The organism is Rhodococcus sp. IEGM1428 (assembly GCF_050321865.1).
Classification (GTDB): domain Bacteria; phylum Actinomycetota; class Actinomycetes; order Mycobacteriales; family Mycobacteriaceae; genus Rhodococcoides.
Genome location: NZ_JBNQFW010000003.1, coordinates 701,333 through 722,340 on the forward strand (window position 1 = coordinate 701,333; position 21,008 = coordinate 722,340).

Annotated in this window: 10 protein-coding genes; all 10 read left to right on the forward strand. The window is 65.4% G+C overall.

Annotated elements, in window-relative coordinates:
• The first annotated feature begins 6 nt into the window (after positions 1-6).
• The 10 genes from ACQR3T_RS18160 to ACQR3T_RS18205 all read left to right on the forward strand — a co-directional run bounded on the left by ACQR3T_RS18160 (position 7) and on the right by ACQR3T_RS18205 (position 21,005).
• Positions 7-1,650 (forward strand): (2,3-dihydroxybenzoyl)adenylate synthase, encoded by a 1,644-nt coding sequence (locus ACQR3T_RS18160; RefSeq protein WP_428694380.1) that lies wholly within the window; start codon positions 7-9, stop codon positions 1,648-1,650.
• On the forward strand, positions 1,647-5,009 hold the full coding sequence (locus tag ACQR3T_RS18165; RefSeq protein WP_428694381.1) for a non-ribosomal peptide synthetase: 3,363 nt from the start codon (positions 1,647-1,649) through the stop codon (positions 5,007-5,009). Before ACQR3T_RS18160 ends, ACQR3T_RS18165 begins: the two co-directional genes overlap by 4 nt.
• Complete coding sequence (locus ACQR3T_RS18170; protein WP_428694382.1) at positions 5,010-12,635, forward strand: amino acid adenylation domain-containing protein; 7,626 nt, start codon at positions 5,010-5,012, stop codon at positions 12,633-12,635.
• A gap of 80 nt (positions 12,636-12,715) precedes the next feature.
• A complete protein-coding gene (locus ACQR3T_RS18175) occupies positions 12,716-13,783 on the forward strand; it encodes an ABC transporter substrate-binding protein (RefSeq protein WP_428694383.1) in 1,068 nt (355 codons plus the stop codon).
• Between the two features lie 63 nt (positions 13,784-13,846).
• Entirely contained in the window at positions 13,847-15,739 is a 1,893-nt protein-coding gene (locus ACQR3T_RS18180) for a siderophore-interacting protein (RefSeq protein ID WP_052070002.1), read from the forward strand.
• Positions 15,740-15,843: 104 nt separating this feature from the next.
• Positions 15,844-17,190, forward strand: coding sequence for a salicylate synthase (locus ACQR3T_RS18185; RefSeq protein WP_428694384.1), 1,347 nt, complete (start codon positions 15,844-15,846; stop codon positions 17,188-17,190).
• A complete protein-coding gene (gene panD / locus ACQR3T_RS18190) occupies positions 17,190-17,606 on the forward strand; it encodes an aspartate 1-decarboxylase (protein WP_032376352.1) in 417 nt (138 codons plus the stop codon). The genes ACQR3T_RS18185 and panD overlap by 1 nt, the downstream gene beginning before the upstream one ends.
• A complete protein-coding gene (locus ACQR3T_RS18195) occupies positions 17,603-18,874 on the forward strand; it encodes a lysine N(6)-hydroxylase/L-ornithine N(5)-oxygenase family protein (protein WP_428694385.1) in 1,272 nt (423 codons plus the stop codon). Before panD ends, ACQR3T_RS18195 begins: the two co-directional genes overlap by 4 nt.
• A 5-nt stretch (positions 18,875-18,879) precedes the next feature.
• A complete protein-coding gene (locus tag ACQR3T_RS18200; RefSeq protein WP_032376532.1) occupies positions 18,880-19,944 on the forward strand; it encodes an iron chelate uptake ABC transporter family permease subunit in 1,065 nt (354 codons plus the stop codon).
• Positions 19,941-21,005, forward strand: a complete 1,065-nt coding sequence (locus ACQR3T_RS18205) for a FecCD family ABC transporter permease (RefSeq protein ID WP_428694386.1) — start codon at positions 19,941-19,943, stop codon at positions 21,003-21,005. Before ACQR3T_RS18200 ends, ACQR3T_RS18205 begins: the two co-directional genes overlap by 4 nt.
• Positions 21,006-21,008: the final 3 nt, after the last annotated feature.

Consider the following 21,008-nt stretch of genomic DNA (forward strand, 5'->3'; position numbering starts at 1 on the left):
CCCACAGTGCACACTGTCATCGAGAACGATGCCGACTTCGTACCGTTCGACTCGGGCCGTTCCGAGACATACCTCGACGCCGGACTGTGGCGCGGAACAACGCTCCCCGAAGTATTCGAGTCATGGGCACACCGGTTCGGCTCTCGTCGCGCGGTCGTCGACGAAAGTGAGGAGCTGACGTACGACGAGCTGTATTCGCGTGTACGTGCGACCGCAGCAGGGTTCGCCGACCGCGGTATCGAGCCGGGTGATCGGGTGGTGGTGCAACTACCCAATTCGGTGTCGTTCGCAGTTGTGTTGTTCGCGTTGCTCGAGTGCGGCGCGATTCCCGTGCTCACTCTCCCCGCACACAGACGCCGCGAAATCGTTCATCTTGCAGCCACATCGAAGGCCGTCGCGTACGTGATCGCGGAGCGGGACGGAAATTTCGACTACCGAGCGCTCGCCGACGAGACAGTGGAGTCGGTTCCGAGCATTCGGGACGTCTTCGTCGATGGTTCGAGCGGGTCGCACAGTCCGTTGGCTGCCGTCGTCGGTACGCCACGGGAGTTTCCACGTACGTCCGCCGCGGATGTCGCAGTGCTGTTGGTATCCGGCGGAACGACCGGTCTGCCGAAGTTGATTCCGCGTACCCACAACGACTACGAGTTCAACGCACGGGCGAGCGCCGATGTCTGTGAATTGACGGCCGAGGACGTGTATCTCGCCGTTCTCCCCGCCGCCCACAACTTTCCACTGGCGTGTCCGGGTCTGCTCGGTGCGCTCGGCGTCGGCGCGACGGTGGTGTTCTCCCGCAGCGCCAGCCCCGATCAGGTCTTCGCGCTGATAGAGAAGTACCGAGTCACGGTGACCGCCCTCGTGCCGACGTTGACGCATCTGTGGTGTGAGGCCACCGAATGGGAGGAGGCGAACTTGTCCAGTCTGCGGTTGTTGCAGGTCGGTGGCGCGAAATTGACGCCCGAGGTCGCCAAGCTGGTCGAGCCGGCCCTCGGGTGCCGGTTGCAGCAGGTGTTCGGGATGGCCGAGGGGCTGTTGAACTACACGCGGGCAGGCGACGGACCGGACGTGGTGATCGGCACCCAAGGGCGTCCGTTGTCCGAGTTCGACGAGATCAGAATCGTCGACGCCGACGGGAACGACGTCCCGGCAGGCGACGTAGGCGAGCTGCTCACCCGCGGTCCGTACACCATCAACGGGTACTACGCTGCGGCAGAGCACAATACGACGGCCATCACCCCCGACGGCTTCTACCGCAGCGGAGACCAGGTTCGCGCGTTGCCGTCGGGACACCTGGTCGTCACCGGTCGGATCAAGGACGTCATCACCCGAAACGGTGAGAACGTCGCGGCGGACGAGCTGGAGGATCTGTTGCTCACACACCACGGAGTGGCCCGAGTAGCGGTGATAGGCGTACCCGATCCCGCTGTGGGCGAGAGCATCTGCGCGGTGATCGTGCCGAACGGCAGCGCTCGGAACGACAGCGTTCCGACCGTTGCCGAGGTGCGGGCATTCCTGACCGACGCAGGCTGCGCCGGGTTCAAGCTACCCGACCGGGTGGTGGCACGAACGTCGCTTCCGGTCACCGCAATCGGAAAAGTGGACAAGGCATTGCTCGTCCGGCAGTCCACCGAGCGGCAGGCGAGCCGATGAACCCGGTGGATCTCGACGACGTCAAGCGTCGACTGCTGCAGGATCGGCTGCGGCGCGCCAGGGGCGGTGAGACCGCCGAGGTCGAGCGCGGTCCTCTCGCGAACCTCGAATTGTCCGAATTCGACGTGCTGAAAGCACGATTCGGACCCATCGACGATGTGTGGGCGCTGTCTGCGCTGCAGCTCGGGTTGGTCTATCAGGTCGGCGTCGACGCACACGCCGCCGGGCTCTACACCGTTCGGACCGTCGTCGAGGTCGATCGGGTTCTGGACGGCGACAAGGTAAGGCACGCTCTGCAATCGGTGGTCGACACCACCGCGGCGCTGCGCACTGCGTTCGTCACCCCTGAGGGCGAGGCACCGGTCCAGGTTGTCTTGTCGTCCGTCGAGGCACCACTGACGGTGATCGACCTGGGTGGCTGCTCCGCGAACGAGGTGGACGCGGCGTGGAACCGGGTACTCGCAGGCGACCGTGACCGGGCATTCGACATCGACGCACCCCCACTGTTCAGGCTGACTCTTGTGCACCTCCCCGGCGGCGTCGACCGTCTCCTGACGACCTACTGGTTCGGCTGTTTCGACGGCGGATCCTCGGCGTTGCTGGTCTCTCGTGTTCTCGAGCTGCACGACGGCGCAGACACGCACGTCGATCACGGCTATCGGGAGTATCTGCGCTGGTTGATCTCTCGCGACCGCTCCGAATCCGAGCAGGCATGGCAACGCTGGTTCGCTGATGTCGACACCCCAACACTCGTGGCCGGCGCGGCCGAGGGCGAGGACGAGCCTCCTCGGCGAATCGAACGCAGGCTCTCGGCGGCGGCATCGGGCCGGCTCGACTCCATTGCCCGCGAGTCGGGCTCGACACTGTTCACGGTGCTCGCTGCCGCCTGGGCAAGCGTGCTGATGCGCGTATCCGGTCGATCCGACGTGGTCTTCGGCACCGCCGTCGCGGGCCGCCCGATGGAGGTGCCCGGATCCGAGCGCGCGATCGGAGCGTTCATCAGCACCGTGCCGATTCGAGTCACGGCGCAGGGATCGGACACAGCCGCGAACATCGCTGCGCGGGTGCAGGATCAGCGACTGGATCTGATGCCGCACGACACGCTCGGCCTCGGCGGTATCCAGAAGGCGATCGGTGCGGGTGCGCTGTTCGACACCCTGCTGGTGCTGCGCAACGCAGCCGGTCCCGCAGCCGATGCGGCCGGCGCGCCGAAGCGGCAGGTGCGGCACATCTCGACCGTCGACGGCTCGGAGTTCCCGGTGTCGATTGCCGTCGACCCCGGGACGGAACTGAACCTGTCGGTGACCTACCTGCCGACGTCGGTGGACGACGGGCGGGCGAACTACCTGCTCGATTCGTTCGAGCACGCCGTGAATACCGTTGCCGAGCAATCCGATCTACCGATCTCACGGTGGCCAGCACCGGCCTCCGAGTCGGCGAGCATTGCAGACAACGGTTTCGGCGACAGGTTCGAGCGGCTGCGCGATTCCACGATCGCCGAGTTGCTCGCCGACCGCGCCGCGGCCGTCCCCGAGAGGACGGCGCTGGTGTTCGGAGACGAACGAGTGACGTTCGGAGAACTGGACTCTCAAGTCAGTGCGTGTGCGGTTGCTCTGCTGCGCCGCGGTGCAGGCCCGGAGCGTATCGTCGCCCTCGCGCTTCCACGCTCGATAGAGATGGTCGTGGCGTTGTTCGCGGTACTGCGCACCGGCTCGGCCTACCTCCCCCTCGAACTGGACTACCCGAACGATCGACTCGACGTCATGTTGGCCGATGCGAAGCCAGCGATCCTGGTGACGACCACCGAAACGCAGTCGCGTGAACTGACGACCGACGCCGTCGTGATGATCGTCGACGATCCTTCGGTGGTCACGGAATTGTCGATCCGCGTCGACCCCTCGCAGTTCGCCTGCGGTCCGTTCGCACCCGGTACACCCGGTCGCCTCGAGCACCCGGCTTACGTCATCTACACCTCGGGCTCGACCGGCACGCCCAAAGGCGTCGTCACCCCATATCGGGGATTGACGAACATGCAGATCAACCACCGAGACGAGATCTTCGTCCCCACCATCGCCGCGGCCGGGGATCGAACACTGCGGATCGCGCACACCGTCTCGTTCTCCTTCGACATGTCATGGGAGGAGTTGCTGTGGCTCGTCGAAGGCCACGAGGTGCATGTCTGTGATGAGGAATTGCGCCGCGACGGTGAGGCATTGGCGCGATACTGCGAGCAGAACCTGATCGACGTGGTGAACGTGACGCCCACGTATGCAGGGCATCTGCTGGATCTGGGACTGCTGAACGAGCACGACGGGCATCGTATTCCGCTGGTTCTCCTCGGCGGGGAGGCAGTTCCCGATTCGTTGTGGCAGCAACTGGGAGACGTCGGATACAACCTGTACGGCCCCACCGAGTACACCATCAACGCGCTCGGTGCCGGCACGCGGCAGAGCAACAGTCCGTCGATCGGTGGGCCGATCCTCGGTACTCGCGCATACGTTCTGGACCAGTGGCTGCGACCCGTTCCGGTGGGATCCGTGGGTGAGCTGCACTTGTCCGGTGTGGGTCTGGCCCGCGGCTATCTACACCGATACGGCCAGACGGCAACCAGATTCGTCGCAGATCCGTGGGCACCGGGTGAGCGGATGTACCGCACCGGCGATCTGGTTCGGATCAGGCCCGACGGCCTGTTCGACTATCTCGGCCGTGCCGACGACCAGGTGAAGATCCGTGGGTATCGAGTCGAAACAGCAGAAGTCGAACGGGCAGTAGCGAACTGCGATGCGGTTGCGGGCGCGGTGGTTCGGGCGGTGGAGATCGGCGCGGGTACTCGCGCGCTCGCGGCGTACGTGGTCCCCACAGACGGCGTAGCGTCCGAGGACCGTTCCGAGTTGTTCGGATCGATCCGGGACGAGCTGGCGGCAGTGTTGCCGGAGTACATGGTTCCCACGTTGTTCGCTGCGTTGGAGCGTATTCCGATGACCATCAACGGCAAGCTCGATGTACGGGCTCTCCCGGCTGTCGATGCGGCAGGAGGCGGTACGTTCGTGCCGCCGCGCACTCCGGTGGAGACGATGCTGTGCGAGATCGTCGAGGCGGTTCTCGGGGTCGGCCGGGTGGGTATCGACGACGATTTCTTTGCCCTCGGCGGCGACAGCATCACCTCACTCGCCGTGGCGTCGCGGGCGCGCAAGGCCTCGATACCGCTGGCACCACGTGAGGTGATGCGCAAGCGAACGGTGCGGATGTTCGGGGCAGAGCTCGTCACCGAGGACACTGCCCGACCTGCGGTATCTGCCGAAGCGGCCAGCGTGGATCTGTCCCAGGACGAGCTCGACGAATTCGAAAGCAGTATGTGAGTGACGAACACGACGGCCGAGACCGCGGCATCGCCGCAATCCAAGATCGCTGCGGTTCTGCCGCTCACAGCGCTGCAGGTCGGTATGTATCTGCAGTCGAGTCTTGCTGCAGCGAAACAGGATCCGTATCTCTCGCAGACGGTGGTGGACCTGACCGCCCCGGTTCGAGTCGACCGCCTCACTCGAGCTCTCGAGCACTTACTCGAGCGCCATCCGAACATCAAGGCGTTACTGCGTCAACGCCGCAACGGTGATCTGGTGTGGGTGGTTCCGCGCGCATCGACACCGGAACTGACAGCTGTCGAAGATGACTGGAACGATCATCTCGGCCGCGACAGGTCCGCCGGATTCTCGTTCTTCGACGGGCCGTTGATCCGCTTCGCGTACTCCACCGATCCTCGGTCGCCGCGGGTGCTGATCACCTACCATCACGCCCTGATGGACGGATGGTCGGAGGCCATCTTCGTTCGTGAGTTGATCGCCCTCTACACATCGGGGGAGTCGGCTGCACTGGCCCCCGCTCCCGACTACCGCAATTACCTTGCCTGGACGGCAGGTCAGGACCGCAACGCGGCCAGGGCACACTGGGCGGATCACCTCGACCGCTTCGAGCACCCCACGTTGATCGCCGGTGCTGCGCCGCAGTCGAATTCGTGCTCGCGCATCGATCTCGACATCGACGAGGCGCTGGCCCGACGCGTGGAGAACTATGCGCGCAGCCGCGGTGCGACGATGAACGTGGTGGTGCAGGTTGCCTGGGCGTCGATGCTCGCGGCTCGGACCGGAGCAGGCGACGTGGCGTTCGGAATGGCGGCATCCCTGAGGCCGTTCGATCTCGACGGCGCGGATGCGATGGTCGGTCTGTTGCTCAACACCGTGCCCGTTCGGATTCGATTCGGTTCGAGCGGGTCCGTCGCCGATGTGGTCGATCGCCTGCAGGCAGATCACCTCGACCTGGAGGAGCACCGATTTCTGGGACTGTCCGAGATCGCCGGAACCGTCGGCGGCGGTGAGCTGTTCGACACGATCGTCGTGTATCAGAACTACCCGACACTGCCCTCCGAAGCGGGTGCGGCCGTCGATGGGGTCACGGTACTGGGCGCTCAGATGAGTTTCCCGATGGCTCTGATCGTCGGTCCTGACCCTGCTCTGTGGGCTTTCGTGCTGCACGACGACGCAGCCGTCGATCATCGATCGGCCACGTTGTGCGCCGAGACTTTCGTCGAGATGCTCGACCGGATGACAAGCCGTCCGGACGTCGATGTGCCGCAGCTCCTCTCGGCCCCCGACGGCCAGGGGTGCAGCGTTGGAGCGTCTGGGCAGGTGTCGACGCTGGAGACGGCCCTTGCGGACAGGTTTGCGCAGTCGAGCGAGGACATCGCGTTGACGGTCGGCGGGGACGCGATCACCTACACCGACCTTCGATCCCGGGTGGCCGAGGTGTCGACCCGGCTACGCAGCCGGGGTGTCGGGACCGAGAGCCGCGTCGCTATCGCTCTCGGCAGGGGCGTCGATATGGTGGCCGCACTGCTGGCGACCATCGACGTGGGTGCGGTCTTCGTCCCCATCGACATTCGCTACCCGAGTGAGCGCATCGACTACGTGCTCGCAGATTCCCGCCACGACATTCTGTTGGTCGACGACGCCACCCCTACCGCGCTGACCGCTCTCGAGACCGCGACGAGAATCGATTCGAGCTCGGCTACCGAGGTGGTGGAAGAACCCTTCGCTCGGAGCATCCCGGGCGAGTGCGGGGCCTATCTGGTGTACACGTCGGGTTCGACCGGTACGCCCAAGGGAGTGCTGGGAACCAGAAGCGCGCTGGCCAATCGTCTGCACTGGGCGGCACTGCTTTGGGGCGGTCCCACGAGCCGGGTTGCCAAGAGCTCGCTGTCGTTCATCGACGGAGCAACCGAACTGCTGACCGGAATTTTCGCGGGTCAACGCCTTGTGATGGCGCAGGATCACGAGTATGCCGATGCGAGTGCGTTGGTCGAGCTCCTCGCTCGATCCGGGGCAGAGCAGATCACCGCCGTCGGGTCACTCGCTGCAGCATTGTCGACGACCGCGCCGCAGGAATGCGGTTCGGTCACCAATTGGATCCTCAGCGGAGAGCCGTTGACCAGCAACACGATCGATGCGATCGGACGCGCCACCCCCGAAGCGTCGGTGCACAACTCCTACGGTTCCTCCGAGGTGGCGGGCGACGTTGCCGTGCACAGGGTCGTAGGCGACCCGGCCGTCATCGGAACGGCGGTGGACAACACGGTCCTCGGCGTGCTCGACGACCGACTGCGTCCGCTGAGAACAGGGATCGGAGGTGCACTGTACGTCTCGGGCGTGCAGCTCGCCCGCGGATATTTCGGTAAACCGGCCGAGACCGCCGCACGGTTCGTCGCAGACCCGGGCGGGGACGGCGGCAGGATGTACCGCACCGGTGACCGCGCCCGCATTCTCGACGACGGTGCACTCGAATTCCTCGGACGTGCCGACCGGCAGGTCAAGGTCCGGGGCCATCGCGTCGAGCTGGGGGAGATCGAAAACCTCACTGCCGATATCGAATCCGTGGATGCGTGCGCCGTGGTCGCGGTGCCTGACGACGCGGGCGCAACCGTGCTCGTTGCTTACGTGACCCCCGGCGATGTCGATGCCGCCGCACTACGCGGCGTCCTGCGGCGCCGGGTGCCCGAGTATTTGGTGCCGGCGTTCTGGGTGGCGATCGACCGGTTACCGAGTACTCCCAACGGCAAGACGGACCTGGTGACGCTGACGCAGTGCGGGATTCCCGAGAACGGACCGAGCCGGTCACGAGCAGCCGCCACTGACGACGAGCGTTGCCTCGTCGACCTGTACGCCGATGCGACTCGTGCGGGTGCCGAGTCGATCGGGGTCGACGACGACTTCTTCGCGCTGGGCGGCGACAGCATCACCGCCATCACCATGGTTCATCACGCACGGGGTGCCGGATTGGTCATCACGACCGCCGACGTCTTCGAGTGCCGCACAGTTGCTGGACTGGTCGAACGAGCCAGATGCGCCGTAACCGACAGCACTGCAACAGAACCCGAGACCGCTGCGCCGCTACTGGACGTACGAGACCTGACCGAGTTGCGCGCACTCGGTATCGATCCCGAGCTCGCACGTCCGGCAACTCCGCTGCAGGAAGGGCTGGCATTCCAGTCGGTCGCTGCAGGAGACGGACTCGAGGAAATCTACGTCATCGCCACCGAGTTCGAAGTACGAGGCGAGCTGCACCTCGGAAGACTCGAAGACGCGTTCGACGCATTGTCCGAGCGCCACCCGGCTCTGCGCTCACGTTTTCTCACCCTGAATTCCGGGACCGTCGCGGTCCGCGATACGGAACGAGTGCATGTGCGCAGGCACACGGTCGACGATCCGGATTCGCCCTCGGCGCGCGCTCTGATCGACGAGGATCGACGTACCTTCGACATCGAGCACGGCCCCCTGGCGCGAGTTCTCCTGCTGGACTGCGGAGAACGGCTGCATCGGGTGGTGCTGACCGTGCATCACCTTCTTGTCGACGGTTGGTCCATGGGGACCGTCGGCACCGAGTTGTTCATGCTCTACCGTGGCCGGGATCTACCGGCTCCGGCGTCGTTCGACGACTATCTTCGATGGCTGTCTCGGCGGGACGGCTCGTCCATCGATGTGTGGCGTCGAGCGCTCGGTGCCGGCGTTGTGCCGACAATCCTGGCCCCGACCGCGTCGCCGTCCGTGGAGCGATCCGAGGCGCGAGAGATCGAGATGCGGTGGGATGTGCACGCCTCTGCCCGCCTGGCAGCCTCCGCTCGTCGTCGGTCGGTGACGGCGAGCGAATTGATCAATGCGGCATGGGCCGTGGTGCTCTCGGCATTCACCGATTCCGGATCGGTGGTGTTCGGATCCATTGTGTCGGGACGCCCGACCGACCTGGACCGCGTCGGCGACATGGTCGGGTTGTTCATCAACACCATCCCGGTGCGCGTCGACATCGGGCCCGACGCCACCGTGTCGTCGGTTCTCGCGGACCTCCGGGCTTTCTCCGTCGCCGTGGCCGCACATCATCACGTCGGTCTCGCAGACATCCAGAAGGCTCTCGGAGGGGGAACGCTGTTCGACACCCTCGTGGTGTTCGAGAACTTCGCTGCCGCCGATACCTCGGGTGTCGATACCGAGGACTTCTCGGTATCGGTCGCCGGGTTCCACACGGTGACGCACTACCCGTTGACGTTGACGGTGTTTCCGGGCGAGGAACTGCGGTTGGTGGTGGAATATCGAAGCGACGCAGTATCGGTCGAGCGTGCTCGGGCGGTGGCGTCGGCCATGACGGCAGTGCTTCGGACGTTTGCCGAGGCGGGGGATCCACTCATTGCGTCGGTGCCCCTCGTGGACGAGGCAACGGCGTACCGGCTCACCGCCGAGCAGGCCGGCATCGCGCGCACCTATCCGGCCGAGACGTTGGTCGGACTCTTTGCCGAACAGGTGGCACTGCAGCCCGATGCGATCGCCGTTCAGGACGCCACCACGGCATTGACGTTCGCCGAGTTGGACTGCGTGTCCAACAGAACCGCACGCTGGCTCATCGGTGCAGGCGTGGGTGCCGAGGACCTCGTGGCCGTCGTGGCCCCGCGCACGGTGATCACGATGGCGGCGATCCTCGGCGTGATGAAGTCCGGGGCCGCATATCTGCCCATCGATCCGAACTGGCCGGCCGACCGCACCAGCCAGATACTCGACGACGCACAGCCGGTGGTCACGGTGACCACGGATTCCGTTGCATCGCTTGCTGCTTCGTCCATCGATTCGGTAGGCATCACCGATGCCGAACGGCGGGCACCGTTGCATCCCGACCACCCCGTGTATTCGATCTACACCTCGGGCACGACAGGGGTGCCCAAGGGCGTTCTGGTGCCACACCGTGGCCTGACGAACCTGTACCACTCGCATCGCGAGAACGTGCACGAGCCGGCTGCCCGACGCGCGGGTAAGTCGACTCTGAACGTGGCGCACGCGTGGTCGATGGCCTTCGACGCGTCCTGGCAGCCGCAGCTGTGGCTGTTCGGCGGCCACACAGTGCATTTGATCGATCCCGAGACAGTTCTCGACCCGGTGGAACTGACTGCACGGTTGACTGCGCTGTCGGCAGACTTCATCGAGGTCGTGCCGTCGTTGCTCGAGCAGATGATGAGATCGGGTTCGATCGACTCGCTCTCGACGGTCGGGGTCGGGGGAGAAGCGGTGTCCGCCGAGCTGTGGAATCGGTTGCGTAGCAAGAAGACCCTTGTCGCGTACAACTTCTACGGGCCGACCGAAGCGACGGTCGATGCGGTGTATACCTCCACCGAACTGTCGAGTGATCCGGTGATAGGCCGGCCGGTGACCAACATGCAGGCCTATGTGCTGGACAGAAGTCTTCGACTGGTGCCGCCGGGCGTGTTCGGCGAGCTCTACCTCGCCGGTCCCGGCGTCGTGCGGGGATACCGGAATGCGCCGGGGCGCACGGCACACCGATTCGTTGCTGACCCCTTCGCGGCAGGCGGCTCGCGGCTGTACCGGACCGGGGATCTCGTCGCGTGGACCGAGAACGGCACACTGCGGTACGGGGGCCGTTCGGACGATCAGGTGAAAATTCGCGGTCACCGCGTCGAAGTGGGCGAGGTGGAGGTCCGGCTGCGCGAGTTCGACGCCGTGGCCGACGCGCGGGTGGCGGTGCGAGGAGCCGAGAACGGCAATGCCGTGCTCGCCGGCTATGTGGTGGCAGAACAAGGAAATTCGCTGGATCCCAATGTCGTTCGTGCCCGCCTGCGCGGTCTGCTGCCGTCGTACATGGTGCCGGCGTCGCTGACCGTGCTCGATGCGTTTCCCGTCCTGCCGAACGGAAAGCTCGATGTTTCTGCATTGCCCGAACCCGAGCTCGCGGCGCGCTCCGGTCGTCCCCCGAATACCGATGCGGAGCGGCAGATCGCCGCGGCCGTAGCCGCGGTGTTGCACGTGACCGAGGTCGGTGCCGACGACGACTTCTTCGACCTGGGCGGTGACAGCATCATGGCGATGGAGCTGGCCGCGAGGCTCCGGTCGGCAGGCCTCACGGTGTCGCCGCGGCACATCGTGTCACTTCGGACACCGGAAAGTATCGCAGGAGAGGTTTTTTCGACAGGGTCGCAGCCCGAGGTCGTCACGATCGATCCGTACGGAATCGTGCCGTTGACACCCATAGTGCGGTGGATGGACGCACTCGACGGGCCCATCGACGAGATCTCGCAGGCGGTGTTGCTGGAGGCTCCGGCGTCGCTCACCGAAGACTCGCTGACGGAGCTGGTCTCGCTGTTGACCGACCGGCATCCGATTCTGAACTCGTGCTTCGAACGCCACCACGGTGCCGAGTCGATCTTCACGGTGCTGCCGGACGGTGCCGATGTGCGTCCGTGGATACGCATTGTCGATGTCGACGGACTGACCGAGTCCGAGCTGGCCGACCGTGTCGGTGTCGAATCACGAGCTGCGCGTACCCGATTGAACCCGGCCGACGCGAGGATGGTCGACATCGTGTGGCTGCGACACCGAACCGAGCCCCAATCGTCCGGAGAGCTGCTGATCACGCTGCACCACCTCGTCGTCGACGGGGTGAGCTGGCGGATCCTGTTGCCCGATCTGGTCGCGCAGTGGAAAGCACTGTGGAAGCAGACAGCAAGCGAGCGAAGCCCGATCGGTCCGTCGATGCGGCAGTGGGCGCACGAGGTGCTCGCTCTCACAACCGCACCTCGGGTTCTCGCCGATCTCGACTACTGGTCGAGCGTCGGTGACGGAGCGACATCGATTCCCCTGATGCGTCCGCTCGACCCGGCGGTCGATACAGGTGCCCGTGTGCGCACCGTCGACTTCGCGCTGCGGGGGGACGAGAGCGCGCACCTGTTGTCGGCCGCCACAGTTCGCCTCGGCGTCTCTGTCGAACACCTGTTGTTGGCCACATTCGCTGCTGCGACGGCGGAGTGGATCGACAGTGAGATCACGACGACGCAGTCGTTCCTGGTGGACGTCGAAGGCCACGGACGGACGGGGGTCGCGTCGGATCGGGTGGATGGTTCGTCGGTGGTCGGCTGGCTCACGGCAGTGTTCCCGCTGCGCATCACCGCGCAGGGTGGGGATCACCGCACACTGATCGCGCACGAGACGAATCCCGCTGCCGCGGAGGTTGTTCTGCGTCAATTGGCGGAATCGGCCAGGGCGTCGAGGGAGTCCGTGCCGGGGGATGGATCCACCTACGGAATGCTGCGGTGGATGGGCGGCGATGCCGAAGAAGTGCTGCGTAGAACTCCCGATGCAGCAATCGAATTCAACTACCTCGGTCGTTTCGACGCGTCGACCGGCGGCCCGTTCGGTGCCAGCCGGTTGCGTAGCAGTCTCGACTCGACCCCCGGTGTGGCGACACCCTGCAGCTATGCCCTGATCGTGGACAGTTACATCCACGACGAGCACGGCTCGTCGGTACTGGGGGTGACGATGACCTGGCCCGAGGAGGCGCTCGACGGCGTCGAGAAGCTCGCGACGCTGTGGCACGACACGGTGTCTGCAGCGTGCCGAATTCTCGCTTCCGATGCGCCTAGTGAGGCAAGGGTTACCTCATAAGTGCTACCTTGTCAGTCGCCTCACCCGGTCGGGTGCGGGACGCAGCAGTGCGTGGTCGAGTCGAGAGGTGCCGAGCAACGATGAAGGTTCGTACGAAGTGGATGAGGAGCGCCGCGTCGATTGCGCTCGCCGGAGGGCTCACCATCGCCGCCGCCGGCTGCAGCAGTACCGAGGAAGCGCCTGCAACCGAGTCCACCACCGCCGCGTCGGAATCTGCATTTCCGGTCACCATCGATTCCGCACTCGGATCCGCGACGATCCCCGAGGCTCCGACGCGCATCGCCACCTGGGGTTGGTCCAACCAGGACGCCGTTCTCGCCCTCGGAGTCGTGCCCGTCGCCATGCCGACGTTCGACGGCGCACAGTACGGAGCGGACGACCGCGGCATCTTGCCGTGGGACGCGAAAGCGCTCGCCGACCTGGGTGGCGAGACCCCAACGCTGCTGACCGGTGACGGAACCGGAGCGGTCCCGGTCGAGCAGTTCGCTGCCGCCGCCCCCGATCTGATCTTCGCCCCGTACTCGGGATTGACCCAGGAAGAGTTCGACAAGCTCTCCGACATCGCACCGGTCGTCGCGTACCCGGACGAGCAGTGGACGACCTCCTGGGAGGACCAGCTGACCATCGCGGGCAAGGCGCTCGGCAAGGACAAAGAGGCTGCCGATCTGGTGTCCGGCGTCGAAGGTTCCATCTCCGACGCGGCCGCGAAGTATCCGGCGCTGCAGGGCAAGACGGTCACCATCGCGCTGCCCAACGCTCCCGGCACGTTCGCCGTCAGCAAGGACGACGACGTGCGCGTCGAGTTCCTCGAACAGCTCGGACTGGTCAACGAGCCCACCATCCAGGAGGTCGACCCGACCAAGGATCCCGATGCCGTGTACTTCGAGCTCAGCCTCGAGCAGGCCTCTTTGCTGAAGTCGGATGTGCTGTTCGTCGTCGCCTACGACAAAGAATCGCTCGCCGGCTTCCTGGCCGAACCCGCTGTGGCCTCGCAGCCAGTGCTGGCGCAGGGTCGTACCGCATCCACCGAAAACCTCAGTGCGGACAAGAACTTTGCGTTCGGCGGCCTGACGGTGCTGACGATTCCGTACATCCTCGATGACGTGGCGTCGGCGCTGAACACCGCCGCCGAGAACGTCCAGGGCTGATCCGAGCGCAGGCCCACCCGACGCACCACACATCTGCATTTTCGCGAAGGAGCGTGTTTCACAGTGGCAAGGTCTCATCGACTTCAGGTCGTCTTTCCCGAAGTCATCCGAACGGCCACCGTGATCGACACGCAGCAACTCAGTTCGGGAATGCGCAGGATCGTGTTGGGTGGGCCGCAGCTGCGGGAATTCTCGCGAGACGGCTTCGACTTTCCGGCGCTGCGTAGCGAGGGGTTCGACGACTTCGTCCGCTTGTTCTTCCCGCTCGACGACAACGGCACGATGGCTCTACCGGTGCAACACGAGCGCACGGTGGAGTGGCCGCGGGAACCGCGGCCACTGACCCGCAACTACACCGTGCGCAGCGTCGATGCCGAGACTGCCGAAGTGACTCTCGATTTCGTCACTCACGACACCGGAATCGCGTCGACGTGGGGGCGTCGCTGCGCCGTGGGCGATTCCATCCCACTGCTGGGTCCGGTGCGCTCGGGTCACGCACCCGCCGACGTAGATTGGGTTTTGCTCGTCGGCGACGAGACCGCGTTGCCTGCTGTTGCTCGCTACCTCGACGAAGCCGACGCAGGCGAGCGAATCCGGGTGTTCGTCGAGGTGGCCGACCCCGAGCGAGAACTACCGCTGCCGACGGCCGCCGACGCCGAGATCACCTGGGTCCACCGCAACGGCGCGGGTGCAGGCACCGGAGACCTGCTGGAAACAGCCGTGCGCAATGCGCCTTGGTGGGAGGGAACTGTGTTCGCCTGGGTAGCAGGCGAATCCACAGCGCTCAAAGGCATCAGGCGATACCTGCGCGAGGATCGGGCGATGCCGCCGGAGATGGTCGAGGTCACCGGCTACTGGCGTCGCGCAGAGGTTCTCACCCGCGCGGACGATCCGGAAGTTCCCGATCTGAACGCCCGCGAATCCGAACCGTTCGACAGGCTCGCCGAACGAGCGGAGATGTTCTCCCCCTTTGCTATCAGGGCCGCCAACACGTTGCGTATCCCGTTGCATGTCTCCCGCGGCATACGCACCGTCGACGAACTGGCCACGGCTACCGGCACCGATGCGCGGGCCCTGGCGAAATTCGTCCGCTACCTGCGGTCTGTCGACGTGCTCACCGAGGATTCGGACGGCGGTGTGATTCTCGCCGATATCGGTGAAGCCATGCTCGGTGACGACTGGATTTCGCACTGGCTGGATTTCGACGGCATCGAGGCGCGAGTGGAATTGTCGATCACCGGACTCGTCGAGAGTCTGCGCACCGGCGCTGCCAGCGCGAGCCTGCTGACCGGCAAGACGTTGAGCGAGGACCTCGCCGGCTCGCCTCGGCTGACGGAATTGCACCACAACCACATCGCCGACGAGGCAGCGTTCCTGGGTCCTGCTCTGGTCCAGGACTATTCGTTCGACGGCGTGTCCACGTTGGCGGTGACCGGTGCCGCATCCGGGGTGGTGCTCGGCTCGATCCTGACGGGCCACGACGCGATGTCGGCGACCGTTCTCGGATTGCCCAGTGAACTCGACCTCGTCCGACGAGATCTGCAGAAGTGGCCGGAGCTACAGCGGCGGGTGACCGAGAGCGCGCAGAGTGTCATGTCTGCACCGCGAACGAACGAGACGGGTGGGTTCGACGCCTATCTGTTGCTCGAGGTCACCGGCCACTACCGCGACGACGATCTGACGTTGCTGCTGGCGAGCGCGGCGGCAGGCCTGTCCGAGAGCGGGAAACTGATTGTGGTGGAACGTCTGTCGGACGACGGCGCGATCAACGAGGATCAGGCCGAGTTCGATCTGTTGATGCTCTGTATGCATGGCAGTGGAGTGCGAACCAGAGCCGAGTTCGAGTCGGTGGCAACCGCAGCAGGCCTGGTGGTGACCGCATCTCGTCTCGTCGGCTGGGGTATCGCGGTCCTCGATCTGCAGCGTGCGCCCGAAGCCGTTGTGCGCCAGAGCTAGTTAGGTTAGCGTTGCCTATCGAAGGCGCGCAGCAATGCCCAGGGCATGTCGGTTGCGCGCGATGCGCGGTCCAGGACCGAATCACCGTCAGGAGTGCACACACAATGACCGTTGTCGAAGAGACGGCGTCGGGCACGGCCGAGACCACCATTCTGCAGCACGGTCTGCAGACGGTGGTCACGTTGGCCGAGTCCGGCTTGTTCGACGAGTACGTCGTGTACGAGGACAGAGGGCGCTGGGTGTTCGCGGGCGGCGTGGTCGCTCGCATCGTCCTTCAACCGGATGTCGTCACGACCACGTGGGGGAGCGGCGAGCCGACGGTGCGTCGGTGGTCCGGTAGTCCGTCGACGGCGCTGCGGGAGGCCTGCGACGGTCTGACCCGAGAATCCTGGAATGCGTACGGATTCGTCGGATTCGGGTTCGCGGCCCACCTGCACGGTGTGACTGGCTCCAGCGACTCAGACGAGGTGCTCGGCCATCTGGTCGTGCCCCGCGTCGAGGTCCGATTCGGTGCCGACCACGACGACGTCGAGGTGACCGGGAGCGAGGAGGACCGCGCTGCGGTGCTGGCCGTACTCGCAGACGCCTCCGCCGAGGAGCCGCCGACAGTGCATTCGCTCGATGTCGGCGGAGATCTCGACGACTATCGCGCTCGGGTACAACAGGCCGTCACGGAAATTCACCGCGGCGACTACGCCAAAGTGATTCTCTCTCGCACGGTGCGCATTCCGTTCGATCTGGACATGCCGGGCACCTACCGGGCCGGGCGGGCGGCGAACACCCCGGCTCGCTCGTTCCTACTGCACCTGGGCGACCTGCGCGCAGCCGGCTTCAGCCCGGAGTTGGTGGCCTCCGTCGACGCGCACGGCGTGGTCACCACCGAACCGCTGGCGGGCACGCGGGCCTTCGGTCTCGGCTTCGAGGCCGACTCCGCAGCGAAGACCGATCTCGAGCAGGATCCCAAGGAGATCACCGAACACGCTGTGTCCGTTCGTACCTCGTTCGAGGAGCTCGAATCCATTGCGCGCCCTGGGTCGACCGCGGTCTCGGACTTCATGAGCGTGCGCGAGCGTGGAAGCGTCCAACACCTCGCCTCGACCGTGCGTGCACACCTGCGTGAGGACCTGTCCTGCTGGGACGCCTTCGGGGCGCTGTTCCCGGCTGTCACGGCGTCGGGAATTCCCAAACGGGAGGCCATCGAGGCAATCGGGAGGCTCGACGACCCGCCCCGCGGTCTGTACTCGGGTGCCGTCGTGAGGGCATCGTCCTCAGGGGAACTCGAAGCGGCGCTGGTACTTCGAGCAGTCTACGAGCAACGCGGATCGGCATGGTTGCGTGCAGGCGCCGGAATCGTCGGCCAGTCGACACCCGATCGCGAATTCGACGAAACCTGCGAGAAGCTCGCCAGCGTTGCCCCATATCTCGTCCGCAAGAAGGAGGAAGACGCCTGATGCATCGCACCATGTTGGGTGGAAAGATCCACCGCGCCACAGTCACTCATGCCGATCTGCACTACGTCGGCTCGATCACCATCGACTCCACTCTGATGCACGCCGCCGATCTGATCGAGGGCGAGCAGGTCCACGTTGTCGACATCACCAACGGCGCGCGCCTGGTGACATATGTGATCGAAGGACACCCCGGTTCCGGCGTCATCGGAATCAACGGTGCCGCAGCGCATCTGGTTTCCCCGGGCGACCTGGTGATCATCATGTCGTTCCGGCAGGTGGAAGATTCGGAGCTGTCGGCGCACAGTCCCTCGGTGGTGCACGTCGACTCTGCCAACGAGATCGTGGCCCTCGGAGTCGATCCGTCCGAGCCGGTTCCGGGCGCACTCGATCAGATGTCGGGGGCGAGCGTTCGATGACGTCGCACGAGAACTACGACATCGTCGGAGTCGGATTCGGTCCGTCCAATCTCGGTCTGGCCATCGCAATCGAAGAACACAACCGAACGTGCGCGCCGACCGAGCGGCTGACCTCGTGCTTCATCGAGTCCAAGGACGAGTTCGCCTGGCATCCCGGAATGCTGTTGCCGGGGACGACGATGCAGATCTCGTTCCTCAAGGACCTGGCCACCCAGCGCAACGCCAGCAGCGAGTACACGTTCCTGGCCTACCTGTCCGAGCAAGGCCGACTCAACCACTTCATCAATCTGCAGACGTTCTTCCCTAGCCGGCTCGAGTTCCACGACTACCTGACCTGGGCCGCGGGCAAGGTCGACGCAACCGTGCACTACGGCACCCGAGCGGTCGATATCGTCGACACCGGTGACGGTTTCGGCGTCCGCACCGAGGGCCGACGAAGCGGCACCGTGCGCGGCCGAAACATCGTGCTGGCCGGCGGTTTGACCGCGACCCTGCCCGACGGGGTGTCCGCGTCGGCGCGGCAATTCCACAATCACGACCTGCTCGGGCACTTGGACCGACTGCCGTCGCGGACGCATCGCACGTTCGTCGTCGTCGGTGCCGGGCAGAGCGCTGCCGAGGTGGTGGACTACCTGCACTCGACCTACCGCGATTCCTCGGTGCACGCGGTGCTCCGCAAGTACGGGTACAGCCCGGCCGACGACAGCCCCTACGCCAATCGCATCTTCGATCCGACGGCCGTCGACGACTTCTATTCGTCGTCGCACACGCTGCGTGACCAGCTGCTGCACTATCACCGCGGCACGAACTATTCCGCGGTCGATCTACCGCTGATCGAAGAGCTGTACGCGCGCGAGTACGCCGAACGAGTCAGCGGGGAGCGCCGGCTGTTCGTGCACGGAGCATCTCGATTGGTCGACGCCGTCGAGGAGCCGTCCGGCGTCCGGGCTGCCGTCGAGCACGGCCCTACCGGGCTGACCGAGGACGTACTGTGCGACGCTGTCGTCTATGCCACCGGCTTCACGTCCCTCGATCTCCCCGAGATCCTCGGTCCACTGTTCGACGGCGTCGAGTTCGACAGTCGCGGTCCGCGCGTGACGCGGGACTATCGGCTCGTCATGCGTGAACCGAGCGCGGGGTCGATCTATCTGCAGGGCGGGACCGAGCACACGCACGGTCTGACCTCGTCGTTGCTGTCCAACATCGCTGTTCGCAGCGGTGAGATCGTGAAGTCCGCCGTGAGCACGAGGGTGCGAACGGTGGTGTGAATCGGGTGCGGACGAGCGTGGGCGACGAGCCGGAACAGCGAGACGTTCCGGCCGAAGTCGTCGGTCTCGCTCGCACCAATGCGCGGCGGGCCGCGGGGTTGTTCGTCGTCATCGGCGTTCTCACCGCGCTGTGCCTGGTGAGTATCGCGGTGGGTACCGAGTACATCCCCCTCGGTTCGGTATGGCACGGCCTGTTCTTCCCCGACGGGTCGGCCGACTCCGTGATCGTCCGCGAACTACGGCTTCCGAGAACGGTTCTCGGGCTTCTCGTCGGAGCCGCGCTCGGGGTTGCCGGTGCACTGATTCAGGCGATGACGCGAAATCCTCTGGCCGACCCGGGCATCCTGGGTGTCAACGCCGGAGCGGCGTTCTTCGTTGCGATCGCAGTCGGCGTGCTGGGCTTCACCGGTATCGACTCCTACCTCTGGTTCGCGTTCGCCGGTGCCGCGCTCGCTGCGGTCGCGGTGTACGCGCTGGGCTCGATGGGGCGAGCGGGCGCAACGCCGATTCGCCTGACGCTGTCCGGAATTGCGCTCGGTGCGGTACTGGGCGGCATCACCTCGGGCATGCTGCTCCTCGACCCGGACGCCTTCGACAGGATGCGGTTCTGGAGCGCGGGATCATTGGCCGGACGCGGCCTGGACATCACTACGGCAACCGGTCCGTTCATCGCACTCGGGCTGTTCCTGGCTGCCCTCGTCGCGCGCCCGCTCAACGCGATCGCCCTCGGTGACGATCTGGCGCAGTCGTTGGGGGCACGAGTGATTCGTACGCGCATCATCGGTGTCGTCGCGGTGACTCTGCTCGCCGGTGCCGCGACCGCGGCGGCCGGGCCCATCGCTTTCGTCGGACTGATGATCCCGCACATGGTGCGGTGGTTCGTCGGGCCGGATCAGCGCTGGATTCTGATCTACACGGTATTCGCGGCACCGGGACTCCTGCTGCTCTCCGACGTGGTGGGGCGCATCGTGATTCGGCCGGGTGAGCTCCAGGTGGGGATAGTCACCGCGTTCGTCGGCGCTCCGGTACTGATCGTGTTGGTCCGCCGGAAGAAGGCGAGCGGACTGTGACTCAGGTACAGCGCGGCAACGTGGACTTCGGACGGCGACTGTGGATCGTTCGACTGCGTGATCGGGTGGACGGCCGAATCGACATCCGAACGGTGGCGGTCTGCGCTGCACTGCTGCTGGTGACCGTCGCGGTCGCCGTCGTTGCGGTCGGCACGGGTGACTTCTACATTCCGCCGAACGAGGTGCTCGCCGCGGTGTTCGGCGACTCGTCGCGCATCACCGAGATCATCGTGATGGAGTGGCGGTTTCCTCGGGTGCTCCTGGCTTTCCTGTTCGGGGCCGCCCTCGGTGTATCCGGTGCGGTCTTTCAATCGTTGACGCGCAATCCGTTGGGTAGCCCGGACATCATCGGATTCGCCACCGGCGCGTACACCGGCGCGCTCGTCGTCATCCTCACTCTCGGTGGCGGCTACTACCAGACCGGAGCGGGGGCGCTCGTGGGCGGACTGGCCACGGCCGCGGCGGTGTATCTGCTTGCCTACAAGCGCGGGGTGCAGGGCTTTCGGCTGATCATCGTCGGGATCGGCGTCAGCGCGATGTTGGCCTCGATCAACACCTGGTCGGTCGTGAAGGCCGATCTGGACGACGCGATCGCGGCCGCCGTCTGGGGCGCGGGCAGTCTCAACGGACTGGGGTGGGCGCAGGTGGTGCCTGCACTGGTGGTGATGGCCGTCATCGCCCCGTGCCTGGCAGTGCTGTCACGTCGGCTGCCGATGTTGGAGATGGGGGACGACGCGGCACGAGCGCTCGGAGTGCGCGCCGAACCGACGCGTCTGATGCTGGTTTTTCTGGGCGTCGCGTTGATCGCACTGGTCACTGCGGCCGCGGGACCCATCTCGTTCGTCGCGCTCGCTGCGCCCCAACTCGCGCGCAGGCTCACCGGAACATCGGCCCTGGCGATGGTACCCGCGGCCTGTATGGGGGCGCTGCTTCTGGTGGTCAGTGACGTTGTCGCACAGCGCGTCTTCGCCCCGACTCAGCTGCCGGTCGGTGTCGTGACCGTGTCGGTCGGAGGCGCATATTTCGTGTGGTTGCTCGCTCGCGAAGGGAGAAAGCAATGACAG

Excerpts from the sequence above, each read along its gene's own strand:
- ACQR3T_RS18195 (WP_428694385.1), top strand. The coding sequence starts at position 17,603 with ATGACGTCGCACGAGAACTACGACATCGTCGGAGTCGGATTCGGTCCG.
- ACQR3T_RS18185 (WP_428694384.1), top strand. The coding sequence starts at position 15,844 with ATGACCGTTGTCGAAGAGACGGCGTCGGGCACGGCCGAGACCACCATT.
- ACQR3T_RS18175 (WP_428694383.1), top strand. The coding sequence starts at position 12,716 with ATGAAGGTTCGTACGAAGTGGATGAGGAGCGCCGCGTCGATTGCGCTC.
- ACQR3T_RS18165 (WP_428694381.1), top strand. The coding sequence starts at position 1,647 with ATGAACCCGGTGGATCTCGACGACGTCAAGCGTCGACTGCTGCAGGAT.
- panD (WP_032376352.1), top strand. The coding sequence starts at position 17,190 with ATGCATCGCACCATGTTGGGTGGAAAGATCCACCGCGCCACAGTCACT.